This window comes from Colwellia hornerae (assembly GCF_007954355.1).
Classification (GTDB): domain Bacteria; phylum Pseudomonadota; class Gammaproteobacteria; order Enterobacterales; family Alteromonadaceae; genus Colwellia_A; species Colwellia_A hornerae.
In genome coordinates this window covers 1-16,954 of record NZ_VOLR01000034.1, presented here as the reverse complement: position 1 = coordinate 16,954, position 16,954 = coordinate 1, and the positions used below count along the sequence as shown (strand labels likewise).

Genomic DNA, 16,954 nt, shown 5'->3' with positions numbered 1-16,954 from the left:
AAAGACATCTGAATGCTAATAATATAGTTTGAGAGATAATGAATGGCTTAATATTTTTAATATCTTTGTAACGGGGCACGCAAGTGGCAGATATTTCAATTGAAAAGATAATAATTGAGTCTTTAGCATTAACTAAAGATGGAGTAGGAATTTTCAATAGAGATGATCGTCTCATTTATTGCAATGATGCTATCGGTCGGTTATTTGGTATGTCTGCGGAAGAAGCCCTTAACAAAAGTTTTTCTGAATTAAGCGCGGATTGCTTCAATAGCCCCAGAGGGATTAATATTGAATTTACAACTTTAGAGGCTTGGCTATCTCATGCCTCAGCTAAAAGAAGAAGTTGTCCTTTTAGAACGTTTGAAGTAGATACCCAAGAGGGCAAATGGTTTCTTGTTACCGAACAAATTGTTCACAATGATTACCTTTATATGTACATCACAGATATTACAGAAAAAAAGGCAAATGAGCGGGCATTACAACTTATGTCTGAACAATTTCAAAAGCTTGCTACCATTGACTCACTTACCGGCATTTACAATCGTCGCTATTTCTATGAAAAAGCTAACGCTGAGTTCAATCGAAGTAGCAGGAAAAACAAAATATTTTCAATCATGTTTTTTGATCTGGATAACTTCAAACACATCAATGACAAATTTGGTCATGCCGCTGGTGATGCAGTCTTAAAGTGTTTTGCCGTTAATGTTCAGACGCACCTACGAAATTATGATACTTTTGCTCGAGTGGGCGGAGAAGAATTTGCGATATTATTACCTAACACTGAAAAAGATAACGCCTGTGTCATTGCCGAACGCATAAGAGCATCAATAGAAGCGCTGATGATTCCTTTTGAAAAGGAATCATTAAAAATCACCGTATCAGTGGGTGTGGTTGAAAACTTGATTGACATTAAATCGATTGACCAAATAATGAATAATGCAGATAAACGCTTATATCAAGCTAAATCGAATGGTCGTAACCAAGTCTGTTAAGATCGGCGCTGATAAAACCTCTGTAACCGCTTATCATCAGTTGTCATATAGGGCGTAGCTCTTAGCCAAATCAGCTGACGTTAGTCGCCGGTAACCCCCTAGTGGCTGACACTTAAATACCAGGATTCATCAAACCACCACCAAGCCTGTTGCTACTCCTTGAGCCCAGCACGCTTGAAAATTATAACCACCCAACCAGCCAGTAACGTCAATCACTTCACCAATAAAATACAAGTCATCACTCTTTTTAGCGGCAAAAGTTTTTGAAGATAATTCGTCGGTATCAACACCACCAAGAGTAACTTCCGCTGTTCGATAACCTTCAGTGCCATTAGGCTTTATTTGCCATTGGTGAATAAAAGCATGAACCGCTTGAATCTCTGCATGGTTGAGTTGATTAACCGCTTTGTCGGGAATGTCTTTACTGTCAATTAAACACTCAATGAATCTTTTCGGTAATAAAGTCGCGAGCAAATTCTTTAGTGATTTTTGCGCTTGGTGCTGGCGCCACTCGGTGATGAGGTCATTTAAGCTGTGATCAGGTAACAAATTAATTGTTACTGCTTGGCCTGCTTGCCAAAAAGAGGATATTTGTAAAATAGCAGGTCCAGACAAACCTCGATGAGTAAATAAAATATTTTCTTTAAAGGTTTCGCCGCTGTCACTAGAGACTTCGGTAAAAATACTTATACCGGATAAACCATCAAAGCGGGTTTTATCGTGATCATGCAAAGTAAAAGGTACTAATGCCGGTGTTGTTGGTAATACATTTAAGCCAAACTGTTCCGCTATTTTATAACCAATAGGACTTGCGCCAAGTTTTGGCATAGTTAGGCCACCAGATGCGACCACTAAAGAAGTACAGCTATAACTCGCTTCTGTTGTTTTTACTTGGTAACCGCTGTCAGTTTTACTGACCGAAAGCACTTCATTACGCATTTTAACTTCAACGCCCGCCCAATCACATTCGGTCATCAAAACGTCAACAATATCTTTTGCGCTATCATCACAAAATAACTGTCCTAATGTTTTATGATGATAATTTACGCCATGACGTTCAACAAGCTCAATGAAGTCTTGCGCTGAATAACGACTTAAGGCTGATTTTATGAAGTGAGGGTTTTGGCAAATATAGTGTTCAGCACGGGCATTTTCATTAGTAAAATTACAGCGACCACCACCACTGATCAGTATTTTACGGCCTGGTTTTTTACCCATATCGACGACAACGACTTTTTTGCCTCGATAACCAGCGGTTGCGGCACACATCAACCCTGCAGCACCTGCACCAATAACTAACACGTCAATTTGCAAAGTATTTTCCTATGATTTTAAATTTACTTTATTTCTTATAAATCATTATATCTTGAATAGTATTGTTATTACACGTGATGTTGCCTAATCAGAAAGTTACAAAGATAAAGAAATGCAAAGATTGTGTAAAGGTCAGAACTAATCAGCAGTACATGACTCTATTGCCATTGAAACTGCCAAAATTTCATTGGCAATATGTAAACGGCTAATAAAGCGCAGACAACAATAAAGAGTTAGGTGAGTCAATGAATACTAAAAAGTACATATTTTGCATTAAAAGAATAAAGTTTTTAATGGTTACAACAGCAATATTAAGTCTTTCGGCCTGCGGGGGATCTGATAGTGACTCGAATGCAGAAGGTTATGTGAAGCTCTACAACACCGCGAAGAATTCTCCAGCGATCTATTTAACGATAGATGAAGATTTTTCAACAAGTGACGATGAAATTGAGTTTACTTACAACGGTGTCCCTTATGGCAGTGCATCAAACGCAAACGTTATAGACAATGGCTCTTACTTCTATGAACTGGCGTGGCAAGATGGCGATAGTACAGACAGTAGCGACTTAACGGTCGTTTATACTGATAGCATCAAAATTAATAATGATGTGATTCAATTGATTGTCATTGGAGAAGATATTTTAGCGCCCTCAGTGACCACTTACGATATAGATATTATTGATGACGAAGATGATGATACCTACGATCGCTTCAATTTTAGAGTGCTGAATATGCATGACGATAGTGAAGGTATCGATGTCTATTTATCTAAAGCAGATGAAACTTTCAATGAAGCTAATTTCATTGGAAGCTATAGTCATCAAGAACTATCGGTTAATCAAAAATTTGATCAAGACGATTATATTTTTTATATCACGACACCAGGGAGCTCTGAAATTTTATTTCAATCAAATGATATAAGCTTTTCATACAGTAGCCAATATATCATCGCAATACGCGAAAATAATGGCGTGGGCAGCTCACCATATATGCTTGATAAAATGTCTAATTCATCGATAGAATCATTTATTGATGCCGACTCAGAAGCAAAACTTAATGCGTACAATGCGATTGGTAAGCATGACTTACTACCTGATTATCAGGGTGAATTTTCCTTATATTTAAATGGTGTAGACGACTCACCAGAAATTGAAGCCTTAACGTTAGGTGAACTAAGTCAGCCAATTGAACTCGCTAAAGGAGACTACAGTGTTGATCTGGTTGTCGGTGATGGAAATGAACTATTACTGAAAAACCATTTACTTTCTTTAGGAGAAAACAGCCATAAAACCGCTTTCTTTTATATTGATGAAGTAGCCGTCGATGACGATGGTGATGGCGATGTTGATGAAGACGGTGATGGTACTATTGATGAGCTACAGCTAGATGTGCATTCGTTAGTCGTTAGCAATAGTAGTAGAGCGAGTATTTATGATCATGAAATTAAAATGGTTAATCTTGTCGACAGTACTGAATTTGGTGCGTTTACTATTTATTTTGTTCGAAGTGATGAAACCATTGAGAGTGCTTTTTATAAAACAGCCGTTAGCTTTGCCAACAGCGAACTCGTGTATTTAAAAAATAATACTTATCAAGTTTATGTGGTTGCTAAAGACAACAGCAGTGAGATTATCTTAAATGCTTTTGAACTCATCCTAGATGAAGCATCGAAAGAGCAATTTATGGTTGTTGAAGTTGATGATACTACTCCTACTGGTTATAAAGTGAGTTTGTTTGATCAAACAAACTAATGTTGATATCTGATACAATTATAATCGCCGATGTAGAAATTTTTATGGGTAGTCGAGAAGTTTATTGCTGCAAGCGGTTGGTTACACTTACCGGATTAGAATTTAATTTATTGTGGTTACTGATGAGTGATTTTCCACAACTAGTGACCCGTGAAAGTATCGCTGAGCATATATTTAAGCGCAGCCTGGCTGATTCTAATCGAAGTATTAATATGCATATTTCAACCATCAGAAAAAAGTTATTGGTGAACACTGACAAATCACGGATCAAATCTTTTCGTGGTGAAGGATATGTTTTTTAACGGATACTGAGAGGTTATTATCTAAAAAGGCTTCATATAGAAGCCTTTTTTATGCGGCGTATTATTGGTTGTGACTAAACGGGTGCGCCCGTCATGATACTTGTAGTACCTACTTTAGCCATTTCTGCTAGATCTTTATCAACAAAAAATAAAGCATGGCCGTCTTGACCCACTAAGTTAATTTTATCTAAGACACTTTTAAACAAGGTCTCCTCTTCATGCTGCTCCGCTACATACCATTGCAAGAAATTAAAGGTTGAATAGTCTTGGTTAGTAAAGGCTTGATGCGCTAATGAATTGATACGTTCGGTAATTGAACATTCATGTTCATAGGTTTTTTCAAAAACATCAGCTAATGACTTATATTCGTGTGGTGGCGCATCTATGATACCTATAATAGGTAATGCACCGGTTTCGCTGACATAAGTAAATAAACGCGTCATGTGGTCCATTTCTTCTGCCGCATGTTTACGCATAAATGTTGCTGCACCTTCAAAGCCTTTTTCTTCACACCAGGCACTCATTTGTAAGTACAAGTTTGAAGAGTAAAACTCTAAGTTGATTTGTTTATTTAGTTGTTTGACCATTTCAGGTTTTAACATGATGGTGCCTCATTAAAAAATATCAGTAAATTTTGCCTGTTCTACGCCTATGATACAAGCGATAAAGTGTAACATTTTTGATTTTTAAAAATTAAAACGCATAAAAAACAATATGATAAATAACACAAATCATTATCATTTCATTTTATCTATAGTGCTTTTAGAATAGATTCAGCGGTACTTACTTCAAATTCTTTAGGCTTTTCAACATGTTGATTCGTTACTGTGCCGTTTTCAATGACCATAGCATAACGCTGAGAACGTAAACCACCAAATCCTGCGGTCTCCATACTTAACCCGAGTGCTTTAGTGTAACTACCATCGCCATCAGCAAGCATCATAATATTTTCAGCATTTTGTGCTTCACCCCACGCATTCATGACAAAGGCGTCATTGACCGATAAACAGATAATGGCATCGACACCTTTAGCTTTTAATTCATCAGCTGATACCACATAACCGGGTAAATGAGCGGCTGAACAAGTTGGAGTAAAAGCGCCAGGAACGGCAAATAACACCACTTTTTTGTTGGCAAAAAGCTCATCGGTATTATGGGTAATCATATTGCCGTCTTTTAATTGTGACAATTCGCCTGAAGGCATAGGTTTATTTTCTTCAATCATAAAATTCTTCTCATTAAAGGTTAATTAGGTGAATGGTTTATCGGAAGTTTTATCGCTTTACATAAAAAGTCTTTGTTGTTTGCAGAACGTGCACAGTCCTTGCAAATAAAACATGGTTTATCAACAATACGAGCAAGTTCGTGAAGACTTTTCTCTATGTCTTTTTTTTTCCACTTACAAAGCGCCTTTGTCATAAACTTCCTAAAATGAATCTTATTACTTGTTTCATTTTAGGATATAGCGCACTGACATGCATCTATTTATCAGTAAAAACTACTAAATAAATAGTGGTAGTGATTAAGTGTTATGCGCTTTTATCGAGTGTTAAGCCAATATCACTGACATGGTTATTTACATCAATTGAAATGATATTAGCAAGCTTTTGGGAGTTGCTCACTTCTTCATCAACATTACTCATCGCTTGTTCAAAAGCGATAAAATGTTGGCGTTGCAGCGTTATTTGCGTCAGAGAGTCTTGTGCAACACTGGCCGATATTTTAGCTTGTCCGGTCACTTCTAAGGCAGTTTCTTGTAATTGGTCAGCAATTATTTTTTGATTGAGGGACGCTGTTTCTATATCAATAATTGTTTTTTCAATTGAATTACTGGCGCTTTGCAGTTGGTCTAAGCGTTGTGATATCTGTTTAAGTGAATCTTGAGTTTTCCCCGCCAGTTGCCTGACTTCATCGGCAACAACAGAGAAGCCTCTGCCGTGTTCGCCCGCTCTTGCCGCTTCAATAGCGGCATTTAAAGCCAGTAAATTAGTTTGGTCGGCAATGGCGCTAATAACGTCAACAATAGAGGTGACACTATCAACAGATTGAAAGAGTGACGTTATTGCGCTTTTACTTTGTTGCGCCGCGATACTGGTAGATTCGCTAGCTGCAAGTACCTGAGCAACGCGGCTTTGACTGGTTTCCATGGCATGTTGCGTGGCTTTTGCGTTATTAACAACTTGTTCTGATAAAGCATTGACCGTTTCGGTTGCTAGCCCAAGCGCATCCATTATTTCACGAGCACCTTGCACATGGGTGCTAGTACTATTTGACGATCGATAGATATTTTTAACTTGGCTTTCCATGGTTGTTAATGCTTTGGCCACTAAATCAAGCTGCAGTGCTTTTGCTTTATCATCTTGTGCAAGTTTGTTAACCATTTTATTAAAACTTGACGATATTTCTCCAAGCTCAGTTTCTGCTGAAATATCAGTAATATTATCCACCTTGCCTTGTTCTACGAGCTCGACAAAACCGTTTCGCAATTTACGTAACGGATTTAAAATAACACTGCGCTGCATCCAGTAATTGCTGACCAGAAAGAACACTAAAAATAACAACAATCCAAAAACCACACGATAAAGCTGCTGATTCAACGCCTCTTGTTGTTGCAATATTGCGGTTTCAGCAATAAGAATAATATCTTCTAGTGCGCTAACATTTTTCTTTAGTAATGTTAAGCCAGCCGTGCGTTGCTCTTGTAACACTAAGGTGTTTTCAAATTCACTTTGATAACGATTAACCAGTGAACTAAGCTCATTAATTGCTTCTTCACTGATATCCTCTGGTTCATCATCGTAAAAGTCATCTTCATTGGAACTTTGGTTGTCGATAGGGTAAATAGCTAATAATGGATAATTTGCTAATTGCTGCTGCAATGATGTCAATTCTTGTAAGGCACTCTGAAAACCTATACTAGTGATGCTTTGACTAATAAATAGCTTTTCTCGGGTGTTGATTAACGTACTTAATGTGCGATTGATTTGGCTGGCGGTAACTAAATAATTTATGCGTTGTCGCTCGTTAAGTGCGTCACTTGTCGCTGCGTACTTTATCAAAGCATGGGTAATGGCAACCATACCTTGCTCGCTGTTACGGAGTAAGGCGAGTGGGTCGCCACTTAACTTACCCATGGCACGATACTTTGTTTCAATATTTTGACTAAGCTCAAGCGCTTCTTTGCTGATATCTGCGCTTAATTGACCAATATCTAACTTTGCAGCGTGCGATATTATCGTACCCAATTGTTCTTGTGCTGAATTAAGTCGACCGGCATCACCCGTCTGTAAATAGGTGGCAATGGTGCGATAGAATTGAACCGTGGTTAATGTTTTTAATGCCTGGTATTGGGAATATTGAACGCGACTCGATGTTAGGGAAGTACCAACATGATACATAGTTACTACAAATATTAGGGCAAAAATACTGATAGCAAAAACAGATAATCGTGAAAAACTTGAGACTCGCATGGTCAATCCTTGAAGCGTCATTCTTTAATAGATTAAGACGGATTTTCACTGATCTATGTTACGGTTTAGTTGCTTTTTTATGACAAGTCTATGTCAGCAGAGAGTATTAGTTGGAGTAGCCACCCTAATTTATTTTAGGATGACGCTAATTATTTTGTTATTAGAGGGGGTATTTACCACTAATTATCAGTTGTTTTTAGGAATTGCCTGATTCACATAAACATCAAAGCGGTTCTTTTTCATTTTAATACTGGTTGATGGTTTTTTATCATTCAAAGGTGGCGCGTAACTTGGGCGTTTAACAACCACTCGATATTTTGCTAATGCTAATGCCGGTTCAAGTAAATCGTCGGCGTCTAAATCCTCACCAACCAGTGACTGAAATACCCGCATTTCTTTTTTTACTGCTGCAGATTTTTCGCGATGCGGATACATAGGGTCGAGATAAATAACATCGGGTTGCTGAGTGAATGCCAACTCTTCAATCGTTGCCGCATGAACAAGTGACATGCGACTGGCAATATCACTAACCTCACTGTTCAATTTAGCACGCTCTAAGCCGTTTTCTAGCAGTGCCGCCACGATAGGCATACGTTCTTTCATGGTTACTGTACAACCTAAAGTCGCCAGTACAAAAGAGTCTCGTCCTAAGCCTGCCGTGGCATCAAGCACATGCGGGGTAAAGCCATGTTTTAACCCTATTGCTTTAGCTATATCTTGACCGCGTCCACCACCAAATTTTCGTCGGTGCGCAACCGCGCCATCAACAAAGTCTACTTTAATTCCGCCCAATTTAGGCTCATCAAGTTTAATCAGTTCTAATTCTTGAAAGTTGACTTGTAATAAAAACAGTAAGTTTGGGTGCTTAGTAACTGAAGCACTGTCACCGATATATGCTAATTGCCATTTATGAGCAATTTTTTTCGCTAAACTGACATCGGTTTTATCAAGGTAACCGACCGCTATTCTAGACATATCCATTAATCAAACTCGACTTGAATATGGTTGTCACCGGTTGCAAACGCTACTAAACGGCTAAGCTGAGTTAGTGATAAATCACTCTCATTTTGCCACTGGTTAAAAGTGTTTTGAATGGCGAGTAAACTTTTTTTACTTTGAATACCGCCATCAATTATTTTATTTGCCCGAAAATAAGCTTCAATATCACGGGTAAGTAGAAAGGTATCTTTACCGATAGCACGTAGGGCATAAGGGCCGGTGTTACCACCTAAACGTTGACCTTTTTTCTTTAAGTAATCCCATAAACCTATCATGTCATTGCTTGGCCATGCCGCAATAAATTTAGCAAAACTATCGTGCTGGCTATTATCACTATGTATTTCATCAAACATCATATGGGCATTAGCTTGGATCGTTTTTACTTTATTAAAGTTACGAATGATTCGCGCATCCGCAGCTTTTCGTTCTTGCATTTCTTCGGGCATCATTAACACTTTAGCGAGATCAAAATTAAAAAACATCTCTTCAAAGTTTGGCCATTTGTTTTCTACCACACGCCAGACAAAGCCACTTTGAAAGATCTTTTTGCTAAAGGCCGATAAAATTCTATCATCTCCTAACTTGGCAACTAAATGATCTTGTTGGTTGTCACCTAATAAGAGGTTGAGTATAGCCGCACCACCTTTACGTTCAGCGGCGCGTTGATAAAGTGAGTCAAATTTTTCCATTATTTAGGGCCACTCATTATCCTTCAATACCACAATGTCTGAGCAAAGCATCAATCTCAGGTTCACGGCCACGAAAGGCTTTAAATAAAACACTGGGTTCTTGAGAACCGCCTTTTTCTAATATATTAGTTAAGAAGTCATGGCCAACTTGTGGGTTAAAAATGCCTTCTTCCTCAAAACGACTAAAGGCATCGGCAGATAATACTTCTGCCCATTTGTAACTGTAGTAACCGGCTGAGTAACCGCCACCAAAAATATGACCAAAGCCGTGTTGAAAGCGATTAAAGTCGGCGGCTTTCAATACTGAATATTCTTCACGCACTTGATTTAATGTTTGTTGAATATACTCAGCGTTATCTTGTGCAGGTTGATAATCTTTATGCATTTTAAAATCAAAAATACTGAATTCTAATTGACGTAACATTTGCATCGCAGATTGATAATTTTTTGCCGCTAACATTTTCTCCAGCATTACTTGGGGTAGCGGTTCGCCTGTTTGGTAGTGTCCAGAGATAAAGGCTAATGCCTCGGGTTGCCAGCACCAGTTTTCTAAAAACTGGCTAGGCAGCTCGACCGCATCCCATGGCACACCGTCGATACCCGAAACGCCACTGGTGTTAATTTGTGTCAGCATGTGGTGAATGCCATGACCAAATTCGTGAAATAAAGTAACGACTTCGTCATGGGTAAATAGCGCAGGCTTATTACCAATAGGCTTATTAAAATTACAGGTTAGATAGGCAACTGGGTATTGAATATCACCATTGGCTAATTCACGACGACTTTTACAATCGTCCATCCATGCGCCACCACGTTTGTGGGCGCGGGCGTATAAATCTAAATAAAAGCGGCCTCGCAAATTATTATCGCGATCGTATACTTCATAAAATTTCACATCTTTGTGCCAAGTGTCGATGTTAGATACTTGGTTAATTGTCATGGCAAATAAACGATGAACAACCTCAAATAAGCCAGCGACAACTTTTTCTTCTGGAAAATAAGGGCGACATTCTTCGTCTGAAATAGCATAACGGCTTTGTTTTAATTTTTCGCTATAGTAAGGCAGATCCCAGGCTTGTAGATTTGTTTGGTTAAATTCTTTTTCAGCGAAAGCTTTTACTTCATCTAGGTCTTGTTGACCTTGAACCTTGGATTTTACCGCCAGGTTTTCTAGAAAGTTTAAAACTTCAGTGGTTGATGATGCCATTTTGGTAGCAATAGATTTTTCAGCAAAGTTATTAAAACACAATAGCTGCGCCAATTCATGACGAAGTGTTAATAACTCGTTCATGATATTGCTGTTATCGAATTTGCCGGCATTTGGGCCTTGGTCTGAAGCACGGGTAACAAAACCACGATAGAGCTGTTCACGTAATTTTGCATTGCTGCAATAAGTCATAACGGGTAAATAACTAGGGATGTCTAAGGTGAATAACCATCCTTGTTTTTCTTGTTCTTTTGCTAGTTCTGCTGCAGCCTCTATAGCGCTGTCAGGTAAGCCAGCGAGTTCATTTTTATCGGTAATATTAACGCTATAAGCGTGTGTAGCATCGAGTACATTATTGCCAAATGTTGAGCTTAACTCCGATAAACGGGTAACAATTTCACCGTAACGTTTTTTGTCATTATCATTTAATGCGATGCCTGACAATTTAAAGTCACGCAAGGCATTCTCAATGACTTTCTTTTGAGGAATACTTAATTGTGAATATTCGTCACTGTTAGCAAACTGTTGGTAGGCTTGATATAAACCTTGATGCTGGCCAACAAAAGTACTGTATTCAGATAATAGCGGTAAACATGACTCGTATGCGTCACGTAATTCGTCACTATTAACCACCGAATTCATATGCGATACCGGCGACCACAGCTTGCTTAACGAATCGTCGGCTTCATCGGTAGGCATGACTAAATTTGCCCAAGTAAAGGTTTTTTCTTTAAGCACATTAGCAATCACGTTTTTACATGCGGCGACAGCGTGCTCAACAGCAGGCTTAATATGCTCAGGCTTAATTTGAGAAAAGTGCGGTAAATCTGCAGCGGTTAATAATGGATTGCTCATAATGCGGTATTCTTTATTAAATGATGATGTAGATGTAAGACCTTAATAGGAAATATTCAAGGTGTAGCGCTTTTTGTTTTCAATCTATTTTAATTAAAACGACTAGATTTACAGAAATAGTTGCGGCCAAAGATGTTAATACCCTGTTTTATCTTTATTATTATCGGTTATATTGACAACTTTGAGACAATAAAATTTTATTTTATGGGTATATTACTTATACTAAAAATGTTTATTTGTTCTTCTTTATAAATCTTTTTCCTTTATAAGCTTTTTGAGGTGATATGTTTCGTTTTGTAACTGTGAATTTCATCTATTCACTTTTGTTATTGTTTGCTCTGTTTTTTACCAAAATGACACTGGCAGAGGTCAATAATTTATATTTAGAAAACTTATCGGTTGAACATGGCTTGTCTCAAGGTTCAGTTAAAACGATCTTTCAAGATGATGAAGGATTTATCTGGATAGGTACTGAAAATGGGCTGAATATGTATGACGGTTATACTTTTCGCAGTTTAGCTGGGCCTGATAATGACTTTGATAACTATGAAGTTTTCCAAATTACTCAAGATAAAGAAAAGTTACTTTGGTTTAATATCGTTGACAAAGGACTCGTTACCTACAATAAAAAAACAGATACCTATCAAAAAATTCTGGCAACAGACCCCGAGAATAAAGATTATTATATTGTCGATGTGGTGCAAGGTGATAACAATGACTTTTTTATTGCCAGTGCAAAAACCATCCTTTTATATAATAAAGTGTCTCAAAAAAGTACGCGAGTATTAGATTTATCAGCGGAACTGCCTGGTATCACTAATATTTTTGAAATATTGTTACATCAAGATATTCTATATATTGCGACGCGTCTTGGTACTTTTGCGTTCGATATAAAAAACCACACATGGAAAAAACTACCTGCTGTTGTAGTGACAGAAATCACCTCTGACAATTTTAGTAATGTTGGAGCTAATGCAGTATACAACCTACATATTGCTGCAAATAATCAGCTTTATTTGGGGACGCATCATGGCGTATATAGTCTGCCAGTGACCCATATTAATGATTATTTGGCCAATGACTTTCAATTACCTGCATATAAGGTGATTACTGACGCCGTATCGAGTTGGCAGTTATATGGTGATGGCGATAACTTATATCAGGGCAGTCATTTAGGGCTGTCGGTTATTGATATCAATACCGATACCACAGAATTTCTTTTTTCGTTTAATGACTTTTTTGATCATATTAAAAGTAATGATGTTGTTGCTATTTTGAAAGATAAACAAGGTTCATTTTGGCTAGGTTCAAGGTCAACAGGGCTTTACAGATGGGATCCTAAGCTGAGTTTAGTTACCAATTATGGCTTTAAAAAAGGTAGCGAAAAAAGTTTGACCGATAATGTTATCTGGGCTGTCGCTGCTCGACGAAACGACCCTGAACAATTATGGGTGGCCACAAGGAATGGTCTTAACTTACTCGATACCCGCGACGATACAGTGCAGCACTACTTAACAAAAAACAACCCCAAAAGTACTTTTCATGCCGGTAATATCAGGTCGATTTTTCAAGATTTGCAGCAACGTTTGTGGCTTGCTACCCAAACAGGTGTGCAGTTATTTGATATAGCGACCCGAAAGCTCATTGATATTCCCTATAACGAGCAAGTTAACGCACTACTGTCATTAAATCAGTATTCTTTCTTTTATGATCGACATAACACCTTATGGAGTATTACTGAAAAAGGAGTTAATCGTATTTCATTAGTAACAGGGATCATTGATCCCCTTGATGAAATGAGCATAAGTATCGCGGAAGATAAAATTTTTAGTATTTTGGGTTATATACCCGATAGTGAAAAAATGCTTTTTGCGACCAATGATTCATTATGGTTTTTTGATCTGGAAACACGCACCAGTACCCAGATATATCAACATCCTACTACTAAGGAAACCGAGTGGATATTTGTAGAGAGTTTAGTCTTTGATAAAAAAGGTCTGCTGTGGTTTAGTTTTTCTGGCAAAGGCTTGGTGGGTTTAGACAGTAAAACCTTTGAACAAAAATATTTCTATCACAAAGATAATTCAGAGGTAGGAAATCATATTTATGGCTTATTGGTTGACCCTGAAGGTGACCTTTGGTACTCAAGTCACAACGGTATTTATATGCGGGATAATAACACCGAGCATATTCGCAACTTTGGTATTAGTGATGGTTTAGTCGGTAGAGAGTTCAACGGCGGTGCTTTTTTTGAGAGGTATAATCACACCTTTGTTTACGGTGCGATGAATGGCTTGAGTATTTTTGATCCACTTGCCTTAAAGGCAAAGCATGATGATAAGCAACTGAGTGTTCATGCCACCCATATTAATGTTTTATCGCGCAAATTAGCTTTACCCTTTTTGTTGAGCAACGGCGATACCATAGCGTTACAGTATGATGATGTAGGTATTCGTATTGATTTTTCGCCATTAACGTATCGTAATATGAAGAACATTTTGTTCGAATATAAGTTGCAAGGTGTTGATAAGATCAATTATCCGTTAACTCATGAAAATCATATCACTTTTCCAAGTTTACCGTCAGGTTCTCATTCGCTTGAGGTGCGTATTCAGTCAGCTGAAACTAAAGAATTTTCTGATGCTTTTATTATTAATTTTACCGTTGACTATGCGCCTTGGTCATCACCTTTAGCTTATTTAGTTTATGGCGTACTTTTACTCGCTTTATTGATTATTGGCTATGCTAAACGTCAGAAAAATACGCGTTTATTAATGGCCGCCCACGAAGAAGTAAAATACCGAGAGAACCGCTTACAGTTGGCATTAACCGGCAGTAATAGTGAAGTGTGGGACTGGCAAAGCGCTAATAACTTAATGTTCGCTAAACGAGCCTCTGAAGAGCTAGGCTATAGCGAGTTCAAGTATTCTTATCGCTTTGTGGAACATTTAGCCTTGATTCATATAGATGAACGTGAACTGTTTCATTCGCGTTGGCTAACGTTTTTGGCCGCCGCAGATGATAAAACCAGCTTTTCATGCAGTTATCGAATGAAAACAGCTAGCGGACAGTGGTTGTGGTTTAAGGACCTGGGAAAAATTGTTGCCACTGATATACAAGGGAAGCCAACCCGAATAACCGGAGCATACACCAATATTACCCAGTCATTAGCTGATGCCGAACGCGCTCACTTTTATGGTGAAGCATTTAAGAAAACTAAAGATTGGGTGTTAATTATTAGTGATAATTTTAGTCGTGTTATTGCTAACGAATCATTACAACAGGCCTTTGCTTGGCGCGAAGAAGAATTTGCTTTTGATGCCAAGGTGTTTGGCCTAACCGACGAGCGTTTTGATTTTTATCAGAGCTTATTTACTGATTTAAAGTCGGGTGATGACTGGCGAGGCGAAGAGCTAATAAAAACAAAAACTGGCGAAGAATTCCATGTTATTTTAACGGTCAGTGCCAGTCTAAATGAGTCAACCAATAGTATTTACTTTGTCTGTATTTTTACCGATATAAGCGCGCAAAAGCATGCAGAAAAAGAGCTGCGCTATTTAGCCAATTATGATCATTTAACAGACTTACCTAATCGGACACTACTGCTCGACCGTATTAAGCATGCGATGGACTATTCTGCGCGGATGTCACAAACCATCGCCTTGTTTTTTATTGACCTAGACCGATTTAAACAAGTTAATGACTCATTGGGGCATGACTGTGGCGATTTACTCTTACAAGAAGTCACTAAACGCTTAAAAGCTGTTCTTAGAGTTGATGATACAATTGCTCGTATTGGTGGTGATGAATTTGTCGTTCTTTTGGAGTCTTTTCGTGGCCATGGTCAGCTAGGTCGTATTGCACAGAAAGTGATTACTGCCGTTGGTGAGCCGGTCGTATTAAACGGTAACACTATCAGTGTTGGTGCTAGCATTGGTATTGCACTTTTTCCTGAAGATGCGAAAGATAGTGATGAGTTGCTTCGCCATGCCGATGTCGCTATGTATCATTCTAAGCAACTTGGCCGTAATACCTTTCAATTTTATACACCGCGTATGAATGTTGAAGCTAGTGAACGGTTACGTGCTGAATCAGCACTTAAACTCGCTTTTGAAAATAGTGAGTTTATTAATCATTACCAGCCTATTGTTGACTCATATGCAGGCAAGGCGGTTGGTGTCGAATTATTATTACGTTGGCAAAGTGGCGAGCAGTTAATTCCACCCGATGATTTTATTCCACTGTCAGAAGATTTAGGTTTGATCATTCCCATGACCGAAGCGGCTATTTTACGTGGTGTCATCGATTTGAAAAAATGGCGAGCGATCCGCCCTGAGATTTATTTATCTATTAATTTATCTGTTCAGCATTTTCTTGAAGACAATTTAATACCTTATTTAAAAAGTATTTTAAAAGCACATGATTTACCCCCAGAAGCGCTTAAATTTGAAGTGACTGAAAGCATGCTTATTTCTGATCCAGATAAAGCTATTGCTACCATGACAGCGCTTGATCAATTAGGTGTGGTACTTGCCTTAGATGATTTTGGTACCGGTTACTCATCATTGTCTTATTTAAAAAAACTGCCTTTAAAAATATTAAAAATTGACCGGAGCTTTATTTCGGGCATAGGCATTAACTCTGCTGATGAGGCTATTGTTGCCGCTACTTTAGTGTTGGCAAAAAATTTGAAAATGATTTGTATTGCAGAAGGGGTCGAAAATGAAATACAACTGAAATTTTTAGGTGAAAAACACTGTCACCTCATTCAAGGCTACTTATACAGTAAGCCAGTTGAAGGTGCTAAAATCGAACAATACTTGCACGCTGACGCTATCGAGATACAAGTTAACAACACGCCCTGAGGTGGACAACAAGTTTAAATTAGCTATTTACGGCAAACTTTAACAGTGGCGAGCCTCTTCGCTTTAGGGCCTCTAAGTATTTTGACTCATCGTATGGCGTATTAGTTTTCCAGCACCTAAATACGATCCTAATCCACTTGAAAGCGAGCGACCTTATAATACTATTATGTGGCTTTCCTTTGCTTTTTTGTTGCTCGTAATAGGCCTTTGCCCAAAACGAATAACGTATCGAAAAACCTGCCCATTCCACAAAGGTTTGTCTTAAAAACGTTGGGCAACTGTATCGCCAATGTGTCCATGTTTTCTTGCCACTTCGTTCAATGACCGGTGCAATACCTGCGTATTTTTGCAACTCAGATGCATCATTGTAACGGTCTCTGTTACTGCCAAAGGCGACTAATAATCGTGGTGACAATTGCGGTCCTGCACCAGGAAGGCTATCAAAAATAACTTTGTCATCTTGCGCTTTGTAAGCCTTTTTTATCACTTTATCTAGCGATTCAATTCCCT

The 16,954-nt window shown here is 38.3% G+C and carries 13 protein-coding genes; 4 read left to right on the top strand and 9 right to left on the bottom strand.

The genetic code is table 11. The features are described from left to right. Positions 1-83 precede the first annotated feature (83 nt). Complete coding sequence (locus ESZ26_RS17475) at positions 84-992, top strand: sensor domain-containing diguanylate cyclase (RefSeq protein ID WP_146800864.1); 909 nt, start codon at positions 84-86, stop codon at positions 990-992. Positions 993-1,121: 129 nt separating this feature from the next. On the opposite strand, the gene ESZ26_RS17470 is transcribed toward ESZ26_RS17475, so the two are convergent. Continuing rightward, on the bottom strand, positions 1,122-2,306 hold the full coding sequence (locus ESZ26_RS17470; protein ID WP_223271719.1) for a BaiN/RdsA family NAD(P)/FAD-dependent oxidoreductase: 1,185 nt from the start codon (positions 2,304-2,306) through the stop codon (positions 1,122-1,124). A gap of 293 nt (positions 2,307-2,599) precedes the next feature. Between ESZ26_RS17470 and ESZ26_RS17465 the strand changes: the two genes are divergently transcribed. Together ESZ26_RS17465 and ESZ26_RS17460 are read left to right on the top strand one after the other, a co-directional pair. Beyond that, positions 2,600-4,057: a hypothetical protein gene (locus ESZ26_RS17465; protein ID WP_146800862.1), complete on the top strand. Its 1,458-nt coding sequence runs from the start codon at positions 2,600-2,602 to the stop codon at positions 4,055-4,057. Then, positions 4,057-4,359, top strand: a complete 303-nt coding sequence (locus tag ESZ26_RS17460) for a helix-turn-helix domain-containing protein (RefSeq protein WP_146800860.1) — start codon at positions 4,057-4,059, stop codon at positions 4,357-4,359. Before ESZ26_RS17465 ends, ESZ26_RS17460 begins: the two co-directional genes overlap by 1 nt. A 74-nt stretch (positions 4,360-4,433) precedes the next feature. Here the strand turns inward: ESZ26_RS17460 and ftnA are convergent, their stop codons facing one another. The 7 genes from ftnA to prlC all read right to left on the bottom strand — a co-directional run bounded on the left by ftnA (position 4,434) and on the right by prlC (position 11,579). Continuing rightward, positions 4,434-4,961, bottom strand: a complete 528-nt coding sequence (ftnA, locus tag ESZ26_RS17455) for a non-heme ferritin (RefSeq protein ID WP_146800858.1) — start codon at positions 4,959-4,961, stop codon at positions 4,434-4,436. Positions 4,962-5,110: 149 nt separating this feature from the next. Further along, on the bottom strand, positions 5,111-5,584 hold the full coding sequence (locus tag ESZ26_RS17450) for a peroxiredoxin (RefSeq protein ID WP_146800856.1): 474 nt from the start codon (positions 5,582-5,584) through the stop codon (positions 5,111-5,113). Between the two features lie 20 nt (positions 5,585-5,604). Next, the gene (locus tag ESZ26_RS19295) at positions 5,605-5,778 is read right to left on the bottom strand and encodes a hypothetical protein (protein ID WP_170246412.1); all 174 of its coding nucleotides are present in this window, start codon (positions 5,776-5,778) and stop codon (positions 5,605-5,607) included. 110 nt (positions 5,779-5,888) lie between these two features. Continuing rightward, positions 5,889-7,829, bottom strand: coding sequence for a methyl-accepting chemotaxis protein (locus ESZ26_RS17445; protein ID WP_170246411.1), 1,941 nt, complete (start codon positions 7,827-7,829; stop codon positions 5,889-5,891). Between the two features lie 186 nt (positions 7,830-8,015). Then, positions 8,016-8,804, bottom strand: coding sequence for a class I SAM-dependent methyltransferase (locus ESZ26_RS17440; RefSeq protein WP_146800893.1), 789 nt, complete (start codon positions 8,802-8,804; stop codon positions 8,016-8,018). Positions 8,805-8,809: 5 nt separating this feature from the next. After that, positions 8,810-9,517 (bottom strand): DNA-3-methyladenine glycosylase I, encoded by a 708-nt coding sequence (locus ESZ26_RS17435; RefSeq protein ID WP_146800852.1) that lies wholly within the window; start codon positions 9,515-9,517, stop codon positions 8,810-8,812. 16 nt (positions 9,518-9,533) lie between these two features. Further along, positions 9,534-11,579, bottom strand: a complete 2,046-nt coding sequence (prlC, locus tag ESZ26_RS17430) for an oligopeptidase A (protein WP_146800850.1) — start codon at positions 11,577-11,579, stop codon at positions 9,534-9,536. 284 nt (positions 11,580-11,863) lie between these two features. Here prlC and ESZ26_RS17425 point away from each other — a divergent pair, with 284 nt between their 5' ends. Further along, positions 11,864-16,444, top strand: coding sequence for an EAL domain-containing protein (locus tag ESZ26_RS17425; RefSeq protein WP_146800848.1), 4,581 nt, complete (start codon positions 11,864-11,866; stop codon positions 16,442-16,444). A gap of 19 nt (positions 16,445-16,463) precedes the next feature. Here ESZ26_RS17425 and ESZ26_RS17420 read toward each other — a convergent pair. Continuing rightward, a partial coding sequence (locus ESZ26_RS17420; RefSeq protein ID WP_146800846.1) for a transposase occupies positions 16,464-16,954 on the bottom strand: 491 nt, incomplete at its 5' end.

Coding starts and splice junctions, on each gene's coding strand:
- ESZ26_RS19295 (WP_170246412.1), bottom strand. CDS start 5,778: ATGACAAAGGCGCTTTGTAAGTGGAAAAAAAAAGACATAGAGAAAAGT.
- ESZ26_RS17460 (WP_146800860.1), top strand. CDS start 4,057: ATGTTGATATCTGATACAATTATAATCGCCGATGTAGAAATTTTTATG.
- ESZ26_RS17425 (WP_146800848.1), top strand. CDS start 11,864: ATGTTTCGTTTTGTAACTGTGAATTTCATCTATTCACTTTTGTTATTG.
- ESZ26_RS17445 (WP_170246411.1), bottom strand. CDS start 7,829: ATGCGAGTCTCAAGTTTTTCACGATTATCTGTTTTTGCTATCAGTATT.
- ESZ26_RS17465 (WP_146800862.1), top strand. CDS start 2,600: ATGGTTACAACAGCAATATTAAGTCTTTCGGCCTGCGGGGGATCTGAT.
- ftnA (WP_146800858.1), bottom strand. CDS start 4,961: ATGTTAAAACCTGAAATGGTCAAACAACTAAATAAACAAATCAACTTA.
- ESZ26_RS17450 (WP_146800856.1), bottom strand. CDS start 5,584: ATGATTGAAGAAAATAAACCTATGCCTTCAGGCGAATTGTCACAATTA.
- prlC (WP_146800850.1), bottom strand. CDS start 11,579: ATGAGCAATCCATTATTAACCGCTGCAGATTTACCGCACTTTTCTCAA.
- ESZ26_RS17440 (WP_146800893.1), bottom strand. CDS start 8,804: ATGTCTAGAATAGCGGTCGGTTACCTTGATAAAACCGATGTCAGTTTA.
- ESZ26_RS17435 (WP_146800852.1), bottom strand. CDS start 9,517: ATGGAAAAATTTGACTCACTTTATCAACGCGCCGCTGAACGTAAAGGT.